This window comes from Armatimonadota bacterium (genome assembly GCA_023511795.1).
Lineage (GTDB): Bacteria > Armatimonadota > UBA5829 > DTJY01 > DTJY01 > JAIMAU01.
This window is the reverse complement of the sequence record JAIMAU010000007.1, coordinates 51,426-71,720: the sequence shown is the minus strand read 5'-3', so window position 1 is coordinate 71,720 and position 20,295 is coordinate 51,426. Positions and strand designations below refer to the sequence as shown.

Genomic DNA, 20,295 nt, shown 5'->3' with positions numbered 1-20,295 from the left:
TGAACACTCCTTTCAGACGCAGGGCTGAAAGGAAGCAAGACGCAGGCACGCGACATGAAACACCTTTTAAACGTGGCATGCCGGTGGCCATTACGGCCTGTATCTCTGTCCCGTAGCCCCTGCTATCCAGTTGTCTCTTTTTCGTCTGCGGCCTCAGCGTTGCCAATAGTTTCTGTTTCGGTCGCAGAAGACGCAGTTTCTGCCTCAGCTCCTTCGTCTTCCAAAGAAGCCTTCTTTTTGCGGGTAGACCTAGTTTTTGATTCAGTCGCAGCTTCCGTTTCTACCGCCGGCTCAGCCTCCACAACCGTTTCCCTGGTCGCCTCAGAAGCAACCTCTGCTTTAAGCTCCCCAGCGGCCGGTTTAGCTGGACTTTCTGGTTCTTCCTTTGTTCTCTCCTTATTTCCTAGGGCTTTATGAGAAATACCCACTTTTTTTAGTAGCACCGCAGCTGTATCCGTTGGTTGAGCTCCACGATTTAGCCACAAAAGAACCTTCTCTGCATTTACATTTATTACCGGCGGTTCAGCTCGTGGATCGTAATATCCCACCATCTCGATGAACCGGCCATCACGTGGCGACCGGCTGTCCGCTACCACCAACCTGTAGAACGGCTTGCTGCGAGCTCCCATCCTCCTAAGTCTTATCTTTACTGCCAAAGCCTAACCTCCTCGGTGTTTACAAATTTTTCACTACCATATATTTAATCGTGCCCATATTCTAACGGCAACGAAATCTATTATATCAGAAGGGCCATGGGATTGCTTTTCGTCGACGTCCCCCTTGTTCAACTTCAGCAAAACCTCTTATCATTTTCTTCATTTCTTCAAATTGCTTTATTAAACGGTTTACTTCCTGAATGCTAGTGCCGCTCCCATTCGCTATTCGGCGCCTTCTGCTTCCATTTAATATCTCGGGGTGCCGACGCTCTTGCTTGGTCATAGAACGAATAATCGCTTCGGTCCGCGCCAACTGCCGCTCGTCAATTTCCATACCTTGCATTGCACGTGCGTTGAACCCCGGAAGCATGCTGAGAATTTGGTCGAGCGGCCCCATTTTCCTCATCTGTTGAAGCTGATCAAGATAGTCCTCGAAATCGAATTTGTTCTCCTTAAGCTTGCGTTCAAGGTCTTCTGCTTTTTGTTTATCAAGAACAGCCTCGGCTTTCTCAATTAGGCTAAGCACGTCGCCCATGCCTAGAATCCGCGACGCCATTCTTTCGGGATGGAATGTCTCAAGAGCATCAAGCTTCTCACCCACGCCTACAAGTTTGATGGGCTTGCCCGTAACAGCCTTTATAGAGAGCGCTGCACCACCTCGTGCATCCCCATCAAGCTTGGTTAGGATGAAACCGGTTACCTCAAGAGCATTGTTAAACTGCTCTGCGATGTTTACAGCATCCTGCCCTGTCATCGCATCTACAACAAGAAGAATTTCCTTCGGGGAAACAGCGTCGCGGATGCGTGAAAGTTCGCTCATCAGCTCTTCATCAATGTGCAACCGGCCTGCCGTATCCATAATTACCACGTCTTGTCCTGCGTTTGCCGCCGAGCTCACTGCCGCTTTGGCTATGTCTACGGGGTCGTGCTTGTCACCTAATGCAAACACTGGTATGCCCAATTGGTCTCCTAGCACCTGCAGCTGCTTTACAGCTGCCGGTCGGTATACATCTAGTGCAACAAGGAGCGGTTTTCGATTTTGTTTACGCACCATGTTTGCAAGCTTGGCGGCGCTTGTTGTCTTGCCCGACCCATGGAGACCGACAAGCATCACAACAGTGGGTTTGCCAGCTAAGTTAAGCCCAACTTCTGAACCACCCAGCAGACTCGTCAACTCCTCGCTAACGATTTTGATTACCTGCTGTGTTGGCGTTAGGCTCTTGAGGACATCCTGGCCAATTGCCCGCTCTCTCACAGTATTTGTAAAATCTTTCACGACCTTGTAATTGACATCTGCTTCAAGCAAAACGAGCCGTATCTCTCGCAAGGCATCTGCGACATCTTGCTCGGAGAGCGTGCCCTTGCCACGCAGCTTTTTGAAAACATTCTGAAGTTTTTCGGTAAGGCTCTCAAACATTTTGCTACAAGCTTCCAAAAAGATGGACAGAAGTAAAGTATACAAAAATATAGGTTCTCTGTCAAACTTTACCTCAATAAATTTTCCTGAAGGATGGCTTCAAAAGAAGAAAATAAAGAATTATTATCGAATGTTTCTTGTATAGAATTACGTAAAAACGAATCCGCAACTTGCTTGCAAAATAGCAGAATTGGCGTGAATCACACCAAAGATTGTTCAAGTAGCATCTCCCTCAGCAAAAAATCACTAATTTTTTTTGCTTCTAGAAAAAACTATTGCAGTTTTTTTGATTAAGTGCTAGCATATCAAGCAATAATTTTCCCCATATATATAAGTTAAGGATGTGCACCTTGTAAGTTTTTGGCTCGGCCACCAGCCAGTAGTGAGGTTGTTCGGCTCTCCAAAGTGCCAAATCTTGCAAAAACTGTCGGGGGAGGGAGGTGTTTTGCAAGATAAGAGATGCCGATATTTGCCATTGGTTTTTTGGAGAACAGCAACCGTGAAAAAGGAAAGGAGCAAAGGAATGGCGAGATCATGGGTGCTGATGTCGCTGCTGGTGGCTGTAGTGCTACTGGTGGCGGCAAACATACCCCCTGCCTTCTGTGATGAAGGCGAAGTTTGTGCTTCGTTGGTTCCCGCTCCACCAGGGCGCTGGAACCAACCGCTCATGCCACTCTTCGAAGCAGCCGCTGAGCGACACAACGTTCCCTTACCTTTGTTGCTTACATTGGGATACTTTGGCAGCAACTTTGAAAACCGAGGTGATGCGCCAACCATCGAAGGCGGTTACGGCGTAATGGCACTCCGTGAAAACAACAAATGGGGATGCAACTCGCTTTCAGAGGGCGCAGACCTTGTAAAAATGCCACCAGGGCTTCTCAAAGTTCATGCTGCCGGCAACATCAACGCGGCGGCAGCTGTGCTATCGGCCTATGCTAACAAGTTCAAAATTGACCGTAGCAAAGGACTCGAAGCATGGCTTGAGCCTGTTATCAAATATGCTGGATTGGATGAGGAGAACAGCCGCTTCTTTGCTGCTGAGGTTTATGAAAAACTCCTCACAGGCATGGACTACACAAACTCTGCAGGAGAAAGGTTTTATTTCCCACCTCAGGAGATAGGGGCAATAGATCTTTCTGACCTCTTCCCCAAGGAGGGCGTTGGAAGACAAAAAGAATCAGGAAGCCTCGTGGATGCAGAAGTGGCAGGAAATGGTGATGCTAGTGTCCTATCCACCGACTACGGCCCAGCAATTTGGGACCCTGCACCTAGCTGCAACTTCTCTTATTCGCAATACAACAAGACCACAGTTGTAATCCATACCATTGAGGGCACTGCAGCAGGTGCTCGGGCATGGATGAAAAACTGTGCCTCCAACGTAACCTCCCACTATGTCGTCTCCGAAGCCGGAGGCGTGTGGCAGATGGTGCGAGAGATATACACGGCCTGGCACTGCGGATGTGCAAACTCTTACTCCCTTGGCATTGAGAACGAGGGATATGCTGCATCTTCCTCTCATCCAAAGACTTTATATGATGCGGCTGGATTGTTGACGCGGGATATGTGCAATGACTGGGGAATCGTAAAGGAGCATCGCCCTTGTCCCCCTGGTGTCCTGGGCCACAAGGATATAAATGTATGCGTTTGCGGCGGCGACCACTGGGATCCAGGCAACGGCTGGGATTGGAACTACTTCATGAGCGTAGTGAAGGGTACGCCAACAACGCCGACCTGGGCTGCCAGCTACAAAGCGCAGTCTTATCCGTCCAGCATGGTCGCTGGGTCAACCGCTATCGCATGGGTGGAGTTTACAAACACCGGCACAGGCACCTGGACCCACGGGAACACCCGCTTAGGAACCTCTAGTCCACAAGACAGAGCGAGTCCATTCTACAACTCCTCAAACTGGATTAGCAGCAACAGGCCCACTGATGTAGACCAGAGCAGTGTTACCAATGGGCAGGTTGGACGCTTCACCTTCATCTTGAAGGCGCCTACCACCCCAGGCACATACACCGAAAAATACAGGCTGGTCCAGGAAGGAGTAACGTGGTTTGGCCCTGAAATCACGTGGACTATTACGGTTACTGCCGCTACCGGAAACATCACTGGCACCGTCACCAACTCAGTTACAGGAGCAGCAATTTCGGGAGCCACGGTAGCTGTAACAGGCGGCCCATCAACTACCACAAATACCTCGGGCGTTTACAACATCACTGGCCTGACCGCTGGAACTTACACAGTAACCGTAAGCAAGTCGGGCTACACCACGAAGAGCGCATCAGTCACCGTAACCGCTGGCACAACCACCACAAAGAACTTTGCTTTGGTGCCGACTGACACAACACCGCCAAGTACACCCACCAACCTTGTAGCTCGCGCAACCGCACCGACAAGGATTAGCCTAACCTGGACGGCCTCAACGGACAATACAGGGGTGGCTGGTTACAAGATTTACCGTGGCGGCACTCTCATAGGAACAGCGCCAAACGCAAGCGGCTACACGGACACCACTTGTTCCGCAAGCACCAGCTATACCTATACGGTGAGCGCATATGATGCCTCCGGAAATGAGTCCTCCCAGAGCTCGCCTGCTTCAGCAACGACTCCGCCAGCGGAGATAATTATTGACAATCCATCCGCCGAATTCACTGGCGTGTGGACCACAGCCACTTCGTCTACCGACAAGTATGGCGCAGACTATGCATTCGCAAGCACGGCTGAGACTGAGGGCAAGACCGCAATATGGCGGCCAAACCTGGCATACGGCGGCACGTACGACATCTATGTCTGGTACCCACAGGGGTCCAATAGATCTACCGCCTCGCCGTTCACCGTGTTCTACTATGGCGGAAACGAGACTGTAAGGGTAAACCAGCAGACAAACGGCGGCCGATGGAACCTCCTGCGGTCGGGGAATGTTTTCGCCACAGGTACATCGGGTTATGTAAAGCTGGGCAATGGCACAGGTAGCACAGGCTATATCGTCGTGGCGGATGCAGTCCGCTTTGTGACTATCTCAGTTGACACCGGCCCTGATACAATCCCGCCGAGCGTTCCGACCAACCTAATGGCGACCAGGGTATCGCTAAACCAAGTAAACCTAACCTGGACTGCCTCGACCGACAACGTGGGAGTCGTCGGATATAAGATTTACCGAAACGGCGCTCTCCTAGCACAAAAGGCAGGTGGACCAAGCTACTCAGACACGACGGTTCAGCCGAATGTTACTTATACCTACACAGTGAGCGCATATGATGCCGCGAATAACGAGTCGGCGCAGAGTGCTCCAGCCACAACCGAGGGCATGAACGAGTTCCGTGCTTTCTGGGTAGACGCTTGGGGATCCGGTTATGAGAATTCCTCAGCCACTACAACTATGCTGGACTATGTGCAGTCGTGCAATGCAAATGCAGTCTTAGTTGAGATGAGAAAACGCGGAGACGCATATTACACATCCTCATATGAGCCGACGGGAACTAATATAACCCCCGAGCCTGGCTATGACTGTCTTGCAGATATAGTCACGAAGGCACATAACCGGAATATCGAGGTACATGCTTGGGTGGTCGTGAACCGCGTATGGACTAGCCAAACTCCTCCGCCTCAAACGACGCCCAATCACGTGTTCAACACCCACCCTGAGTGGTTCTCGCTGAGCTCCGCTGGATCGATGTTCTACGGCGACGACAGTTGGCTTGACCCAGGTCATCCAGACGTCGAAAACTACCACAAGAACGTCTTCATGGAAATAGTCCAGAACTACGATATTGATGGCTTAACCCTGGACTATATCCGATATCCCAGCACGAGCTTCGGTTACAATCCGACTGCAGTCGCCCGATATAATGCTGAGTATGGCACTTCAGGCAATCCATCCACAACGGATACACGCTGGCTGAACTGGAGAAGAGACCAGGTCACCAACATGGTGAAAAGGATCTACCTCGAAGCCAAAGCCATCAAGCCATACATCAAAGTAGGCGCAGCTGTTTGGAGCCCGGCATCGACTGGAAATGCAAGCTACCTGCAGAATTGGGATCAGTGGATGAGCAACCACTGGCTAGACTATGTCTGCCCAATGAACTACACCGACAACAACAACGTCTTCGATGGTGACAACCAGGACAGCATAGGAAGACAGTACGGACGCCACATCTATCCCGCCCAGGGCAGCTATCTGAATACAATCAGCAACTCAATGACCCAGATTCTTTCAGTACAGAATCTAGGCTTCCCGGGCGTAACCCTTTATGACTACCGGCGAACTAACAGCGGCACGGTTGACAGACCTGCCTTCAGGGATGCTCTGATTGGCACAGGTGGGCCATTCTCGGCACCCCGCACTGTCTCGCCAATGTACTGGATTGATGCGCCAACAACTGGCATGCTTAAGGGCTTCATCAAGACCAGCTCTGGCACGGCAATCTATCCTGCAACAGTTACCATCCAGGGCAAATCAACGAAGAACAGCGGAACCGGCTTCTATGGATTCGTTGACTTGACTCCGGGAACCTACACTGTCACAGCAAGCGCCCCAGGATACGTTGCCAATTCTGCCCAGGTGACAATAACTGAAGGAGTGGTAACAACGCAGGACATAATCCTTGGCGTTGACAATACTCCGCCTGTCATCACGAACGTGGAAACAAAGAATGTCTGGGGGACCAATGTCCAGGTTGTATGGGATACAAATGAGCCTGCAACCAGCCAGGTCGAGTATGGGTTGACGCAATCCTATGGCAACCAGACTGCAGAAGATACCCAACTCGTAACAGACCATACCGTTCAGCTTGTTAATCTTACGCAGAACACCCTATACCACTACCGCGTGAAGAGCAGGGACGGTGCAGGTAATCTGGCAACTTCCTCCGACTACACGTTCACCACTATTGGGAACGATGTCGTTGCCGATATAATCATTGACAACCCGCAGGCAACGCTTGTTGGTTCCTGGTTTACCGGTACTTCCTCCACCGATAAGTACGGGGCGGACTACTACTACTGCACGACTCAGCAGACTGAAGATAAGTCGGCAAGGTGGACGCCTAACATCATCGTTGCTGGTAGTTATGATGTCTTCGTTTGGTATCCTCAAGGTACCAACCGCTCGCAGAAGGCGCCATTCACCATTTATTACAATGGTGGCTCAAAGACATATAACGTTAATCAGCAGACAAACGGCGGCAAATGGAACCTGCTTGGCAGGCATCCATTCGCAACTGGCACGTCTGGCTACATTAAGCTTGGCAATGGTACAGGCGAAAGCTCGCTAAACGTAATGGCGGATGCCGTCAAGCTCTCTTATGCCGACACTACCAAACCCAGCGTACCTACCGACCTCGTGGCAACGGCTGCTTCTGAAACCCAGGCGAATCTGAGCTGGACAGCTTCGAGCGATAACATCGGAGTTGCTGGCTACAAGATTTACCGAGATGATACGCAGATAGGCACCAGCTCCACAAACAGCTACTCTGACACAACCTGTGAGGCTGGAATGTCTTACACATACGAGGTTTCGGCTTATGACGCAGCAGGAAACGAGTCGGACAGAAGCGTTCCCGCCGAGATAACCATGCCTGGCGGCGACCGAATTCCGCCGAGTGTACCTCAAATCATTAAGGCGGACGGGAAGTCGCCATCGCAAATAGACATTGCGTGGACAACTTCAACCGACAACGTAGAGGTCGTTGGGTATAAGGTCTATCGCAACGGCAACCAGATTGCAACGACAACCAATACCTCTTACAGCGATACTGGACTGGCTGAACTTACGACTTATACCTATGAGGTGTCAGCGTACGACGCCGCAAATAACGAGTCATCCAGGAGTGCCCCTTATGAAGGCAGGACACTTGATGGCACACCTCCTAGTGTGCCGACGGGGCTGACCGCGACTCCCATATCCGAAAGTCGAATTGACCTAAGCTGGAACGCCTCAACTGATAATGTTGGGGTAACCAACTACAGGCTATATCGAAACGGCGTTGAGATTGCCGTACCAATGACGACGACTTACTCGGATACAAACCTCGTCCCATCAACTACCTACACCTATCAGGTAGCGGCCGAGGATGCAGACCACAACGTGTCAGCTTTGTGTTCGCCTGTGACGGGCACCACGAATCAGGATTCGACTCCGCCGAGTGTGCCAACAAACTTGACCACCACGGCAGTATCGCGGTCGCAGATTAACCTGTCGTGGACAGCTTCCACAGACAATGTTGGCGTGGCAGGGTATAAGATCTATCGGAATTCCGTCCAGATCGGCACAAGCACCACGACTAGCTACTCTGACACTACATGCTGGGGGAACACAACCTATACCTACAAGGTAAGCGCCTATGACGCTCGAGGCAACGAATCGGCGCAAAGTTCGCCGTCGGTACGAACAACCCCAGCCGTTACAGACATTATCATGGACAACACCGCGGCCACGCTCGTAGGAGCCTGGACCTCAGGAACTTCTACAACAGGCAAGTACGGTACGGACTACATTTACCGAAGCACTGCAGTAACAGAAACAGGCTCGGCGACGTGGACCCCGCCTATTGACGTGTCAGGCTACTACACTGTCTACTGCTGGTATACCCAGGGCTCCAACAGGGCGACTAACGCACCCTATGTAGTCACCTGGTATAATGGCTCGCAAACAGTGAGCATCAACCAGCAGTCCGGTGGAGGTACATGGGTCACCCTGGTTACTAGGAAAGTATACATGCAAGGCATCAGCGGCTCAGTAAAGCTACACAACGGCACCGGCTCGACCGGCTACATTGTTGTTGCAGATGCAGTGCGCTTCCAAATGACCTCGTCTGACCTTACACCGCCGAGCACGCCAACCAACCTTACTGCCACGGCTGTCTCGAAGAGCCAGATTAACCTAAGCTGGACCGCATCAACGGATAACGTCGGCGTAGCTGGCTACAAGATTTACAGGAACGGCACGTACCTGACATCCGTAACCGGCACTAGCTACTCGAATACTGGGCTTCCAGAGAAGACAACCTATTCATACAAAGTGTCGGCATACGATGCGGCTGAAAACGAGTCTGGCCAGAGCAATCAGGCAACCGCAACTACATGGGAATCCCAAGTGATCATAGACAACTCCGACGCTGGATTCTCCGCATCGGCCAACTGGTCCACAGGTACTTCCTCCACGGATAAGTATGGGTCGAACTACCGCTGGAGACCCACTGCTGCAACCAGCGACCATGCAGTGTGGAACTTCAGCCTCATAGGTCCGGGAAGCTTTACCGTCTACGCATGGTGGACGGTTGGAACAAACCGGTCTACTCAAGCCCCATACATCGTCTACTATAGTGGCGGAAATACAACCATAAAGGTAAACCAGCAGACCAATGGTGGAAAGTGGAACTCCCTTACAACGAAGACATTTGCAGCAGGGAGCAACCATGTCAACCTCTCTTGCTGGGCGACCACTGGCTACATAGTAGTTGCTGATGCCGTAAAGCTGGTTCGGCAGTAGGAAAAGCAATGCAGTGCTAAAAGATCAGCATGACTCTCTCCGAAGGGAGTGAGATGCGGGCCGGCGAAAGCCGGCCCCTCTTTTTTCAAGCATCCTGAAAATAGGGCTTTCCCAAAAGCCTTCAAGAAACTGCTCGTGGTTGGCATGGCGATAAGTGGAGTAAAAAAACCATTGGATGGAGGATATCTTTTAAATCGAGGTCCTGCCGCCTCATAAACAACAACACAATAAACAGCTAGTTAGCATAGTAAACCTTAGAAGAATACAAAAAACACACCTCAGAAGTATTTAGCGCTTCTTGCGATATATCTGATGTGAGACTTTGAAATATATTTGTTGGACGTCTTCGACTGGAATCCCTTTTTCCTCTGCAACGGATTGGAATGCCTTTGCCTCAGGGATTATTACATCCAAAGACATATCTTCTGGCTGTGGAGAATATTCGTTTTGCAGTTTACGCATTTTGCGGACAACAGCAGAAAACACCTCGCGCTCAAAGGGGAGTATTTCTGGCGTGCGGTAGTTCCCTCGAGAATCCATCGATGTGTCGTACTCGCCAACAAATTCATGCGCACCTCTCATTCTATCATACAATCCCGAAGATACTACCCCCACCGCCATTCCACCTACTATCGCAACAAACAGAAAAGTTATAACAAGCTTACTTCGCAAGCTGCGGGGCGATGACCAAAGAAAGAAAAAGCCTAAAGGGAATATAACTAATGCAGGTATAATAACCCATAATCGATGCCACGGCTTTAATCTCGATTTTCTCATATTTGTTTCCTGTTTCGAAGCATCAGATGCAGCAAAGCGCAGTAATTATATCATATATATCGGACATTTAGCAACTCAACACACGACTCAACAATACACTCCACCCAACAACTTCTCAAAGAAAAGTCACAACTTTGTGAAGAAATGTCTCTGTTTTCCAATAATCGAAAACGAGGGGCAATGCACCCAAGTTTCATGCTAACCAATCGGTATCGCCGGCAGTTGCCATAAAAAATCCTAGCGCCGCTTGGAAAATGTGGGGCTGTCGGCGAATTCAAAAACTCGCCGTGATTTATAAAAGAGGCAAACGAATTGAGCAAAAGGGTGCTTGTTGTAAATGATTCTTTCGCCGACCGAATGATTTTAAGGGACCTTCTTGCGTCTCTGGGCTACTCAGTTGTCGGTGAGGCGAAGGATGGGCAGGAATCGCTCGAGAAGTACAAAGAACTCGAGCCCGATTTGGTTATTGTTGATGTAGCCATGCGCGACATGGATGGCCCCAGCACTGTGAGAGAGCTTACACGCATTGACCCAAACGCAATAATTCTAATGTGCGCAAGCCAGGGACAGCGAGCACTGGCAATGGAGTCATTGCAGGCAGGCGCAAAGAATTTTATTACAAAGCCTATAAACCCAAGGCGCCTCTTAAAAGTCCTAACGGAACTCCTTAAGGAGCGCATGGCAGCATAAATCCCTAAAAAGTCAGGAGCAGAAAATGTCCAAGATGCTAAAGGTTCTATTTGTTTCCGCAGAGGTATCACCATTTGCAAAAGTAGGCGGCCTTGCAGATGTGGCAGGGTCGCTTCCAAAAGCACTAAAGGCAATGGGGCATGACGTGCGAATTGCCATGCCAGGCTACAAGATGGTGAAAGATAACCCAGCATATAATATCTCTGAACGCATAAAGAACCTAAATGTAACATTTGGCTGGCGGAATGTGGGCACTTCCATAAAAGAAACAACTCTCGGAGACGCCATTCCAGTGTACCTTGTTTGCGCCCCATACTTTGAGCAATGTGTGGATTCAAAAAGCATTTATATCCCTGGCAGTGAGCCTTATGCTTTCTTTGCCAAGGCAGTGCTGGACACAATTTGTGCAATGAAACCCACATGGAAGCCCGACGTAATTCACTGCAACGACTGGCACACTGGACTGCTCCCGGTATATCGGAGCGTCTACTATGACAGTGACCACGTGCTGGGGAAAGCGGCGTCGGTTTTTACCATTCACAACTTAGCGTACCAAGGCGAGTTCGACGCCTCAATCCTGGCGGACTACGGCCTTCCCGAATCGCTCTACACAATGGACAAGCTCGAGTGCTATGGAAAGGTCAACTTCCTAAAAGCTGGCATAGTCTTCTCCGACCTTGTGACTACCGTAAGTCCAACGTACTCTTGTGAAATCCAAACCTCTGAATATGGGTGCCGGCTGGAAGGATTACTCTCTTATATGAACAGTTTGGGACGCCTTCGCGGTATACTTAATGGCATTGATTATGAAGAATTCGACCCCGCCACAGATAAGCGAATACGCTTCAATTATAGCGCAAGCAATCCCGAAGGTAAGGCAAAAAACAAGGCAGAGCTCCAATCAGAGCTAGGCCTCCCAATGGATCCAAACATCCCATTGATTGGCTTGGTATCAAGACTTGCTGACCAGAAAGGCCTTGACCTCATCAAAGGAGCAGCGTCAAGGATTATGAAGCTTGGTGTGCAGCTGGTTGTTCTAGGCACAGGCGACCGCAAATACGAGAAATTCCTAACTCAATTGGAAGAGAAATACCCATCACAAGTCAAGGCAAATATTGGCTTTGATGTTAAGCTTGCACAGAGAATCTACGCTAGTTGCGATATGTTCCTTATGCCTTCGAGGTTCGAGCCCTGCGGGCTTGGACAGCTAATCAGCTTGAGGTATGGGACAATTCCAATCGTGCGCAGAACAGGTGGCCTAGCAGACACAATAATTGGCTACGAACCATCCAACCCTAACTCGAATGGGTTCTGCTTTTGCGAATATAGCCCTACAGCTCTACTCCAAGCAGTAAAGCAAGCAGTAGAGGTATATAAAGACAAGGCTGAATGGGACAAGCTAGTTCGGAGAGCGCTTTCTAGTGACTACTCGTGGAACACATCAGCACAAGAATACGTAAAACTCTATTGGGAAGCAGTTTCTTTGCGAAGACGAAATTGCATGGGTGAAATACGTCCAGCTGCATGATTAGCATTGGTACATAATCTCGACGGCCACCCGGGTCGGTAGACTTTGGTCTCCGGCCCGGCTTTTTTATCTAGAAAATTCTTTAAATTTTTGCCTTTGCAAACGAAATATGCAATTTCTTTGCATATTATGGAAAAGTTTAATTGTTGACATAGAATATGATTGTGGTATACAATTTTGCACAGTGGGTAGCCGGCAGATGGGGTTACGCACGACTAGCAAGCAATTTTGCAGCCTGAGGGGTTACATTTACTCGAAGAAATATTGACATTTTAAATTTATATAGTTCCTCCACGGAGGAACCCACTGCCTATTCTCATGCGTAATAAAGATAGCAGAACAACTACGGTCCCGGATACCAAGGAGCTCTGGAGGAAGTATAAGCAAGGCGGGGACCAAAACGCACGAGACGCGCTAATCAATCAGTATTCCTACCTCGTCAAGATTACGGCGGGGAGAGTAGTAACTAGCTTACCTCCCAACGTCGAACGAGACGACCTGGTTAGCGCGGGGGTCGTTGGCCTCATCAAAGCCGTTGACCAATATGACCTTGACAGAAAAGTTAAGTTCGAAACGTACGCTATCGCATTAATCCGAGGCGCCATACTCGAAATGCTTCGCGAGGAAGATTGGGTGCCACGATCGGTAAGAGAACGAGTTAAGAATCTGGAGCGAACATATCTACAACTTGAAATGAAGCTGGGAAGGCCTGCCACCGAAGAAGAAGTTGCAAACGCTCTCGGAATCGAACTAGATGACCTACATTCACTTTTAGGCGATAGTGGTCGGGCCACACTCCTTTCGCTAGATGATGTAATTGTAAGCACAGATGGCAACGAACGAATCCATTTGTCAGATGTGATAAACGACCAGGCTGCTGCGCCATTAGCGGAAGTCGAACTAAAGGAGATGCAAAGGTCGTTGGCAGCTGCAATAGATAGACTTCCGGAGCGCGAAAGGCTGGTCATTGCCCTATACTATTACGAAGGGCTTACATTCAAAGAAATTGGTAAGGTTCTATCGGTATCAGAATCCAGGGTGTATCAACTTCACACTCAGGCGGTGCTGAGACTCCGTGGTTACCTTTCCAGAGACGTTGCTCTTTTCCATTAACAAAAATTGCCGCAAAAATTGAGAATAGCGGCCAAAACCGAGAGGAGAGAAAAACAAGGGTATGAATCATGCGCAAAAGAAAGCATTAATTCTGGCAATTGCGGGCCTGATATTCGCAGGTATAATAAGCGGATGCGGTCGCGCAGCGGTCGCCAAAGTCAATGGCCACAAAATCACCAGGCAGGATTATTACAACAGGTTGGAACGAACACTGATTGACACCCCAAACGGGCAGCAAGAAGTGGGTCTTTTAGTGCTACGCGATCTTATCAACGAACAACTGCTACTTGGGCTCGCTGAAAAAGAACATGTACCTCCTACCGACAAACAGGTTGAAGAACGGTACAATCACGCAAAAAAACAGCCATTCTTTATGAATAGGCTACGGGCGGCTGGCGTTACCCAAGAACAAGCTAGGGACCTTCTTAGAGTTCAACAAGCACATTTCAACCTCGTGACTCGCGGAGTCAAAGTTACCGATAAGGAAGTTCGCGAATACTATGAAAAGCATAAAGACACCATTTACACTCAACCTGAATATGCATTGGTTGCCGCCATATTTACAGATGACAAGAAGACCGCCGATGAAGCTTACGCACTTCTTCAAAAGGGGGTAGACTTTGGGACGGTTGCGCTGCAGAAGTCTACTGACCGCGTATCCGCCGCAGTTGGCGGGCGTCTAAGAAAAGCAATTGTCCGCGGCGACCCTGAGCTTCCTAAGGAAGTACAAGATGCCGTCCTCAGCAAAAAGAAAGGCGAATATACAAAGCCAATATTTGGCGGCAATGGATACGTGATATTCAAGGTACTTGAAAAGAAGCCAAAGCAGGTCCAGCCGTTCGAACAAGTAAAATACGGTATTTGGAACCAGCTGATGATAGAGCGAGGCTCAAAGAAGAACGACCTTGAATCAATGCTCAATAAGTTCCGCGACGAATCGGATATTAAGATTAACATCGAACGATATAGGCGGTTCTTACAGCCTCCGAAGGCTCAGCCTATCCCAGGACAGCAGACATCAAACCCTGCGGCTCAGAAGAAGTAGTGATCACCGTAGTTGGCCTTGGGCCATCCGACTATAAACAAATCTCGGTGGGTGCGCGGAAAGCTATCCGGTCTGCACCCACTGTTTTTGTGCGCACATCCAGGCATCCTGCTATAAATGGTCTGGCAAAGGATGGCATTAAATTCATTTCCTTCGATAATATTTATGAATCGGCGAAAAGCTTTGACGAAGTGTATTCGCGCATTGCCAAACTAGTACTCGAAGAGGCTAGCCGTTCAGCTGAAGTGGTATACGCAGTGCCGGGTCACCCACTTATCGGTGAAGAATCAGTGCGAATCCTCCTGCGCGAGGCTTCCAATAAAAGAATACCTATAAGGATAGTTGGCTCAGAAAGTTTTATCGAAGCGTCTCTAGAGGCACTTGGGATTGTTCTTGGCGAGGGTCTAAAAATCCTCGATGCCTTGGCTCTTGGCAAGGTTAGGCCTGACCTTGAGATGGGTAATCTAATTTACCAAGTTTACGACAAGCTTATTGCATCCGAGGTAAAGCTCGCTCTTATGGAAGTATATCCAGACGACTATCAGATTAGCATCATCTCCGCCGCTGGAACGCCAGAACAAGAGGTGCGCGAAATCCCACTTTTTGAGCTTGACAGATATGAATTCGATCACCTGACAACAGTATATATTCCGCCAATGGGAGACCAAAGTGAACGATAATGTAGGAACATCCTTCGAGAAACTCGTCAGCATAATGGAAAAACTTAGAGCGCCGGATGGATGCCCATGGGATCGGGAGCAAACTCATCAGACGCTGAAAAAATACCTACTCGAAGAGACATACGAGGTGCTAGAAGCGATTGATGCTGGCAACTTGGCTGAATTAAAAACTGAATTAGGCGACCTAATGCTTCAGATTATTTTTCACGCCCAGATTGCCGCCGAAGAGGGAGTATTTAATATCAAGGACGTACTCGAGGCAATCTCCGAAAAGCTAATTCGCCGCCATCCACACGTTTTTGGCGATGTAAAAGTTGCCTGCGCGGAAGAGGTTCTCCATCGGTGGGAGGAAATCAAAGCCTGCGAGCCTGGGTATGAAAAAAGGAAATCAATCCTAGACGGTGTGCCTAGGACGCTTCCAGCCCTTGCACGTGCTATGGAAATCTCAAAACGTGCCGCCGGCGCAGGGTTCGAGTGGCCTGATATGCATGCTGTCCTTGAAAAAGTTCGCGAGGAAATTTCTGAGTTAGAAAACGAGATACAAGTCGGCAATAAAGAAAGAATCGCCGATGAAATTGGCGACCTCCTCTTTACTGTAGTAAACGTCGCTAGGTGGGCAAAAGTCGATCCTGAAGATGCATTGAGGCGAATGACCGACCGCTTTATCGAGCGATTCAAACAAATCGAAGAGGTCGCACAATCAAGTGGCAGACAACTAAGTCAAATGAGTATCGAAGAAATGGATGCTATTTGGGACAGAGCAAAAAACGCAACCTAATTAGGGGTGCCTGTAATGTCATCAAAATTTGTACCTTGGGTAGCCATCTTTTTATGGGTGTCTACGGCTGGGTTCGCCCAATCAAGGGAATTCTTCTCCACAAGCGAGATTTCCGACATCAAAGCAACTGTGTTGAGCATTCGACGAATGGAGTTTCCGCGTGCGAAGCTCGAGCTTCGGGTTAATTCAAGCTCAAACCACAAAGTACTCAACCCATCGTATGGAGCACGGATTATTACAGCAGAAAACTACCTCTGGAAAAGCGGCAGTCAGATTGATTACAAGGATAGTCGAAATATAGACTCTTTGGCAGCTTACTACCTGTTGCCCGGAGATGAGATACGTGCTAAACTAATGTCCGGTGTCATTCAGGGGTGTGAATGGCTAATTTATGGGATAAGCCGTAGCATGGAATACATACCGGCTCCCATCCCAAATCCGACGCCAAGTACACCGCCAAAGAGCACAAGCATGCATGGCAACATAATGCTAACCTTAGAGGCTGATAAGGAAACCTACCGGAAAGGTCAACCGGTAACTCTCATCTTCACAATCACAAACGTAGGTACCGCACCGGTGACATATAACTTCTCTTCAAGCCAAATGTATGACTTCGTCATCACTCAAGGCGGACGCGAAGTCTGGCGTTGGTCAAAAGGCAAAGCCTTCACCCAAGCGTTTGTATCACTGACCCTGCAAGCTGGAGAATCGAAGAGCTTTCGAGAAACCTGGCGACAAACAGGAAGCCAGGGAACACAGCTGACGGCGGGTGAGTATTCGGTCACTGCAATGCTTACACTGGCCGACCGAAATGCAAGGCCAAGCGCAGGACCGATTAAAATTACCATACAATAAGCTGGCGGCGGAAATATCGACTGCCGAACAGATAACATAACTGCCAGCATGCATCAGCTAATGATGCGCATATCCAAATTTTAAATAAAACACAAGGAGGATGACTCATGTCTAACAAGAAACGCGTTTACCTATTCCGCGAGGGCAACGCGAAGATGAGGGACCTTCTCGGCGGCAAGGGGGCCAACCTTTGTGAAATGACAAATATCGGCCTGCCTGTCCCGCCTGGGTTCGTCATCACAACCGAAACATGCAACGAGTATCTCAAGCTCGGCCGCCTTCCCGATGGCCTTTGGGAAGAGGTTATGGCCGCTCTCGCCGAGGTCGAGAAGGATATGGGCAAAAAGCTGGGCGATCCAAACAACCCGCTGCTCGTATCCGTCCGCTCCGGCGCAAAGTTTTCAATGCCCGGCATGATGGACACAGTTCTCAACCTCGGCCTGAACGATGATACCCTTCAGGGGCTCATCAAGGCGACTGGCAACGAGCGCTTTGGCTATGACGCTTACCGTCGCTTCATAATGATGTTCTCCGATATCGTTCTCTCTAGCGAATATCCCAGGCTTAAAAAAGAGAACTTTGAGAAAATCTTCAATGAACTTAAAAAGAAGCTTGGAGCAAAAGTAGACACAGATGTGGATGCTGCCGGCCTTAAAGAGCTCGTCAGCCAATTCAAAGCATACTTTAAAGAGGTTATAGGGCGAGATTTCCCCGGCGATCCTCTCGAACAGCTTCGTTTGGCAATTATTGCAGTATTCAAGAGCTGGAATAACGAACGAGCGATAATCTACAGAAACCGCGAAAAAATACCTCATGACCTTGGCACCGCCGTCAACATCCAAGCGATGGTCTTCGGCAATATGGGCGACGACAGCGGTACCGGCGTGGCGTTCACGCGTAACCCAGCTACTGGCGAAAACAAACTCTTCGGAGAATTCTTAAAGAACGCCCAGGGAGAAGACGTTGTTGCCGGCGTGCGCACTCCCGAATCAATTGAGCAAATGGAACGTGAATTTCCGCATATTCACGACCAGTTCCAAGAGATAGCTCGCAAACTAGAGCAGCACTATCGGGAGATGCAGGACATTGAGTTTACCATTGAGAAAGGCCGACTTTTTATTCTTCAGTGTCGCGCTGGCAAGCGAACCGGCGTTGCGGCTGTAAAAATTGCCGTTGACATGGTAAATGAGGGACTTATCACGAAGGAGCAAGCACTTATGCGAGTTGCACCTGAAGCGCTCGAACAGCTCCTTAACCCGAGAATCAAAGCTGCCCCCAGCGAGCGTCCAAAGCCGCTTGCCAGGGGACTTAACGCAGGGCCAGGCGGCGCTTCCGGAAAGGTAGCACTTGATTCGAAGACGGCTATCAAAATGGCTGAAGCAGGCGAAAAAGTTATTCTTGTCCGCGAGGAAACCAACCCCGACGATCTTGGCGGCATGCTTGCTTCGGTCGGAGTTTTGACAGCACGCGGAGGACGCACAAGCCACGCCGCCCTAGTTGCTCGCCAATATGGCATACCTACAATCTGCGGATGTAGCGCCCTCCACATAGACGAAGCTAAGCGTGAAATTCACGTTGACGGCACAGTCATCAAAGAAGGCGATGTAATTACAATCGACGGCACACTGGGCGAAGTATACAACACTGCGCTCGAAACAGAGCCCGCAAGTGTTACGGGCGATTTTGGCACCTTTATGGCATGGGTAGACGAGGTACGCAGACTCGGCGTGCGTGCGAACGCGGATACGCCAGAACATGCGGCAGATGCAGTCGCCCTTGGAGCGGAAGGTATTGGCCTATGTCGCACCGAGCATATGTTTCTCGGCGACCGCGTGCCTTTAGTGCGCGAAATGATTTTGGCTGAGGATGAAGAAACTCGCCAAAGGGCTCTTGACCGCCTCGAGCCACTCCAGCGCAAAGACTTTGTCGGCATTTTCAAAGCAATGGGCGGTCGGCCAGTTACTATCCGCCTAATTGACCCACCACTTCATGAATTCCTTCCACCAATGGACGAATTGCTAGTCGAAGTAACCGAGCTCAGGTGCAAAGATCCAAACAATCCGGAGCTCCCGGAAAAAGAAAAACTGCTTCGAAAAGTATCGGAGATGCACGAGGCAAACCCAATGCTCGGACTAAGAGGATGTCGCCTCTCAATCTACTTCCCTGGTATTGTTAGCATGCAGACCGCCGCAATTATAGGCGCGGCATGCGAAGTCAAGAAAGAGGGCATAGACGTTCATCCAGAAATAATGATACCCCTGGTGGGGGTTGTGAACGAGCTGGTTTGGATAAAAGAGCGGCTCGATAAAGTCGCAAAAGATACGATGGCAAAAGAAGGAATAGATGTGGATTATTCGTTTGGCACAATGATCGAAGTCCCGCGCGCTGCTTTAACCGCTGATGAGATAGCAAAGGAAGCTGCATTCTTCAGCTTCGGCACAAACGACCTTACTCAAATGGGTTACGGCATCTCGCGCGATGACGCTGGCCGATTCCTGCCAGTCTACCTCAAGGAAGGCATTTTCAAAACCGACCCAACAGAGACTATCGACCAAAAAGGCATCGGCCGAATGATGAAGATATGTGTGGAAGATGCAAAAGCCGTCAACCCGAATATTAAGTTGGGCATTTGTGGAGAACACGGCGGCGAGCCAGAAAGCGTGAAATTCTGTCATAAAATTGGCCTTAATTACGTATCATGCTCGCCAAGGCGAATCCCCGTTGCCCGCCTAGCCGCCGCACAAGCAGTTATTGAGGAGCGCGGGGGAGGCGAAGCCCGAGATAAATAAGCCAAAAGTGAGAAGCTAGGAATAAAAACCAAGGGCGGGCCCTCTTACCCGCCCTTTTCTTCAAACATAGGTCAATAAAAGCTAAAAATTACACACAGAGGGTTCAAATAAACAACAACTATGAGCATCTTTGAAACGATTATGCTCCTATGCTTCGGAGCAAGTTGGCCATTTTCTCTATACAAGACAATCAAAACGAAAAATGTTGGCGGAAAAAGCGCTATTTTCCTAACGCTTATCACCATCGGCTACCTTTCCGGCATAGCTCACAAAATAATCTACAACCCGGACCCTGTAATTGCTCTATATTCTTTGAACGCAATTATGGTTGGCGCTGATTTGGCTCTTTGGATGCGATATCGCAATCAAACCTAACTAACTTTTGTTTTTCTATTGTCCTTAACATCAAATATCTGGTACACTTTGAGCAGTAGCAGGGATAGCCCCGGAAAGATTCCTTATCGCTGAGAAAAAA

Annotated in this window: 13 protein-coding genes; 10 read left to right on the top strand and 3 right to left on the bottom strand. The window is 49.3% G+C overall.

The window, feature by feature from the left end; all coding sequences use genetic code 11:
- Positions 1–122 precede the first annotated feature (122 nt).
- Together rpsP and ffh are read right to left on the bottom strand one after the other, a co-directional pair.
- Positions 123–656 carry a 30S ribosomal protein S16 gene (rpsP, locus tag K6T99_08020; GenBank protein MCL6519764.1) on the bottom strand — a complete coding sequence of 178 codons (534 nt, stop codon included), beginning with the start codon at positions 654–656 and terminating at the stop codon, positions 123–125.
- 85 nt (positions 657–741) lie between these two features.
- Positions 742–2,073, bottom strand: a complete 1,332-nt coding sequence (gene ffh, locus K6T99_08015) for a signal recognition particle protein (protein ID MCL6519763.1) — start codon at positions 2,071–2,073, stop codon at positions 742–744.
- A gap of 523 nt (positions 2,074–2,596) precedes the next feature.
- Between ffh and K6T99_08010 the strand changes: the two genes are divergently transcribed.
- Positions 2,597–9,565, top strand: coding sequence for a family 10 glycosylhydrolase (locus K6T99_08010; protein ID MCL6519762.1), 6,969 nt, complete (start codon positions 2,597–2,599; stop codon positions 9,563–9,565).
- 288 nt (positions 9,566–9,853) lie between these two features.
- Here K6T99_08010 and K6T99_08005 read toward each other — a convergent pair whose 3' ends face one another.
- On the bottom strand, positions 9,854–10,180 hold the full coding sequence (locus K6T99_08005) for a hypothetical protein (GenBank protein ID MCL6519761.1): 327 nt from the start codon (positions 10,178–10,180) through the stop codon (positions 9,854–9,856).
- Between the two features lie 474 nt (positions 10,181–10,654).
- Between K6T99_08005 and K6T99_08000 the strand changes: the two genes are divergently transcribed.
- The 9 genes from K6T99_08000 to K6T99_07960 all read left to right on the top strand — a co-directional run bounded on the left by K6T99_08000 (position 10,655) and on the right by K6T99_07960 (position 20,195).
- Positions 10,655–11,032, top strand: coding sequence for a response regulator (locus K6T99_08000; protein MCL6519760.1), 378 nt, complete (start codon positions 10,655–10,657; stop codon positions 11,030–11,032).
- 25 nt (positions 11,033–11,057) lie between these two features.
- Positions 11,058–12,560: a glycogen synthase GlgA gene (gene glgA / locus K6T99_07995; protein MCL6519759.1), complete on the top strand. Its 1,503-nt coding sequence runs from the start codon at positions 11,058–11,060 to the stop codon at positions 12,558–12,560.
- Positions 12,561–12,878: 318 nt separating this feature from the next.
- Positions 12,879–13,673: a FliA/WhiG family RNA polymerase sigma factor gene (locus K6T99_07990; GenBank protein ID MCL6519758.1), complete on the top strand. Its 795-nt coding sequence runs from the start codon at positions 12,879–12,881 to the stop codon at positions 13,671–13,673.
- Between the two features lie 61 nt (positions 13,674–13,734).
- On the top strand, positions 13,735–14,718 hold the full coding sequence (locus K6T99_07985) for a peptidyl-prolyl cis-trans isomerase (protein ID MCL6519757.1): 984 nt from the start codon (positions 13,735–13,737) through the stop codon (positions 14,716–14,718).
- On the top strand, positions 14,718–15,398 hold the full coding sequence (locus K6T99_07980; GenBank protein MCL6519756.1) for a nucleotide pyrophosphohydrolase: 681 nt from the start codon (positions 14,718–14,720) through the stop codon (positions 15,396–15,398). Before K6T99_07985 ends, K6T99_07980 begins: the two co-directional genes overlap by 1 nt.
- A 34-nt stretch (positions 15,399–15,432) precedes the next feature.
- Positions 15,433–16,176 (top strand): nucleoside triphosphate pyrophosphohydrolase, encoded by a 744-nt coding sequence (gene mazG, locus K6T99_07975; GenBank protein MCL6519755.1) that lies wholly within the window; start codon positions 15,433–15,435, stop codon positions 16,174–16,176.
- Between the two features lie 15 nt (positions 16,177–16,191).
- Complete coding sequence (locus K6T99_07970) at positions 16,192–17,031, top strand: hypothetical protein (protein MCL6519754.1); 840 nt, start codon at positions 16,192–16,194, stop codon at positions 17,029–17,031.
- A 107-nt stretch (positions 17,032–17,138) separates the two neighbouring features.
- Positions 17,139–19,820: a pyruvate, phosphate dikinase gene (gene ppdK, locus K6T99_07965; protein MCL6519753.1), complete on the top strand. Its 2,682-nt coding sequence runs from the start codon at positions 17,139–17,141 to the stop codon at positions 19,818–19,820.
- A 120-nt stretch (positions 19,821–19,940) separates the two neighbouring features.
- Complete coding sequence (locus K6T99_07960) at positions 19,941–20,195, top strand: hypothetical protein (protein ID MCL6519752.1); 255 nt, start codon at positions 19,941–19,943, stop codon at positions 20,193–20,195.
- Positions 20,196–20,295: the final 100 nt, after the last annotated feature.

Coding starts and splice junctions, on each gene's coding strand:
- K6T99_07985 (MCL6519757.1), top strand. CDS start 13,735: ATGAATCATGCGCAAAAGAAAGCATTAATTCTGGCAATTGCGGGCCTG.
- K6T99_07960 (MCL6519752.1), top strand. CDS start 19,941: ATGAGCATCTTTGAAACGATTATGCTCCTATGCTTCGGAGCAAGTTGG.
- mazG (MCL6519755.1), top strand. CDS start 15,433: ATGGAAAAACTTAGAGCGCCGGATGGATGCCCATGGGATCGGGAGCAA.
- K6T99_07970 (MCL6519754.1), top strand. CDS start 16,192: ATGTCATCAAAATTTGTACCTTGGGTAGCCATCTTTTTATGGGTGTCT.
- ffh (MCL6519763.1), bottom strand. CDS start 2,073: ATGTTTGAGAGCCTTACCGAAAAACTTCAGAATGTTTTCAAAAAGCTG.
- K6T99_08010 (MCL6519762.1), top strand. CDS start 2,597: ATGGCGAGATCATGGGTGCTGATGTCGCTGCTGGTGGCTGTAGTGCTA.
- K6T99_07990 (MCL6519758.1), top strand. CDS start 12,879: ATGCGTAATAAAGATAGCAGAACAACTACGGTCCCGGATACCAAGGAG.
- ppdK (MCL6519753.1), top strand. CDS start 17,139: ATGTCTAACAAGAAACGCGTTTACCTATTCCGCGAGGGCAACGCGAAG.
- glgA (MCL6519759.1), top strand. CDS start 11,058: ATGTCCAAGATGCTAAAGGTTCTATTTGTTTCCGCAGAGGTATCACCA.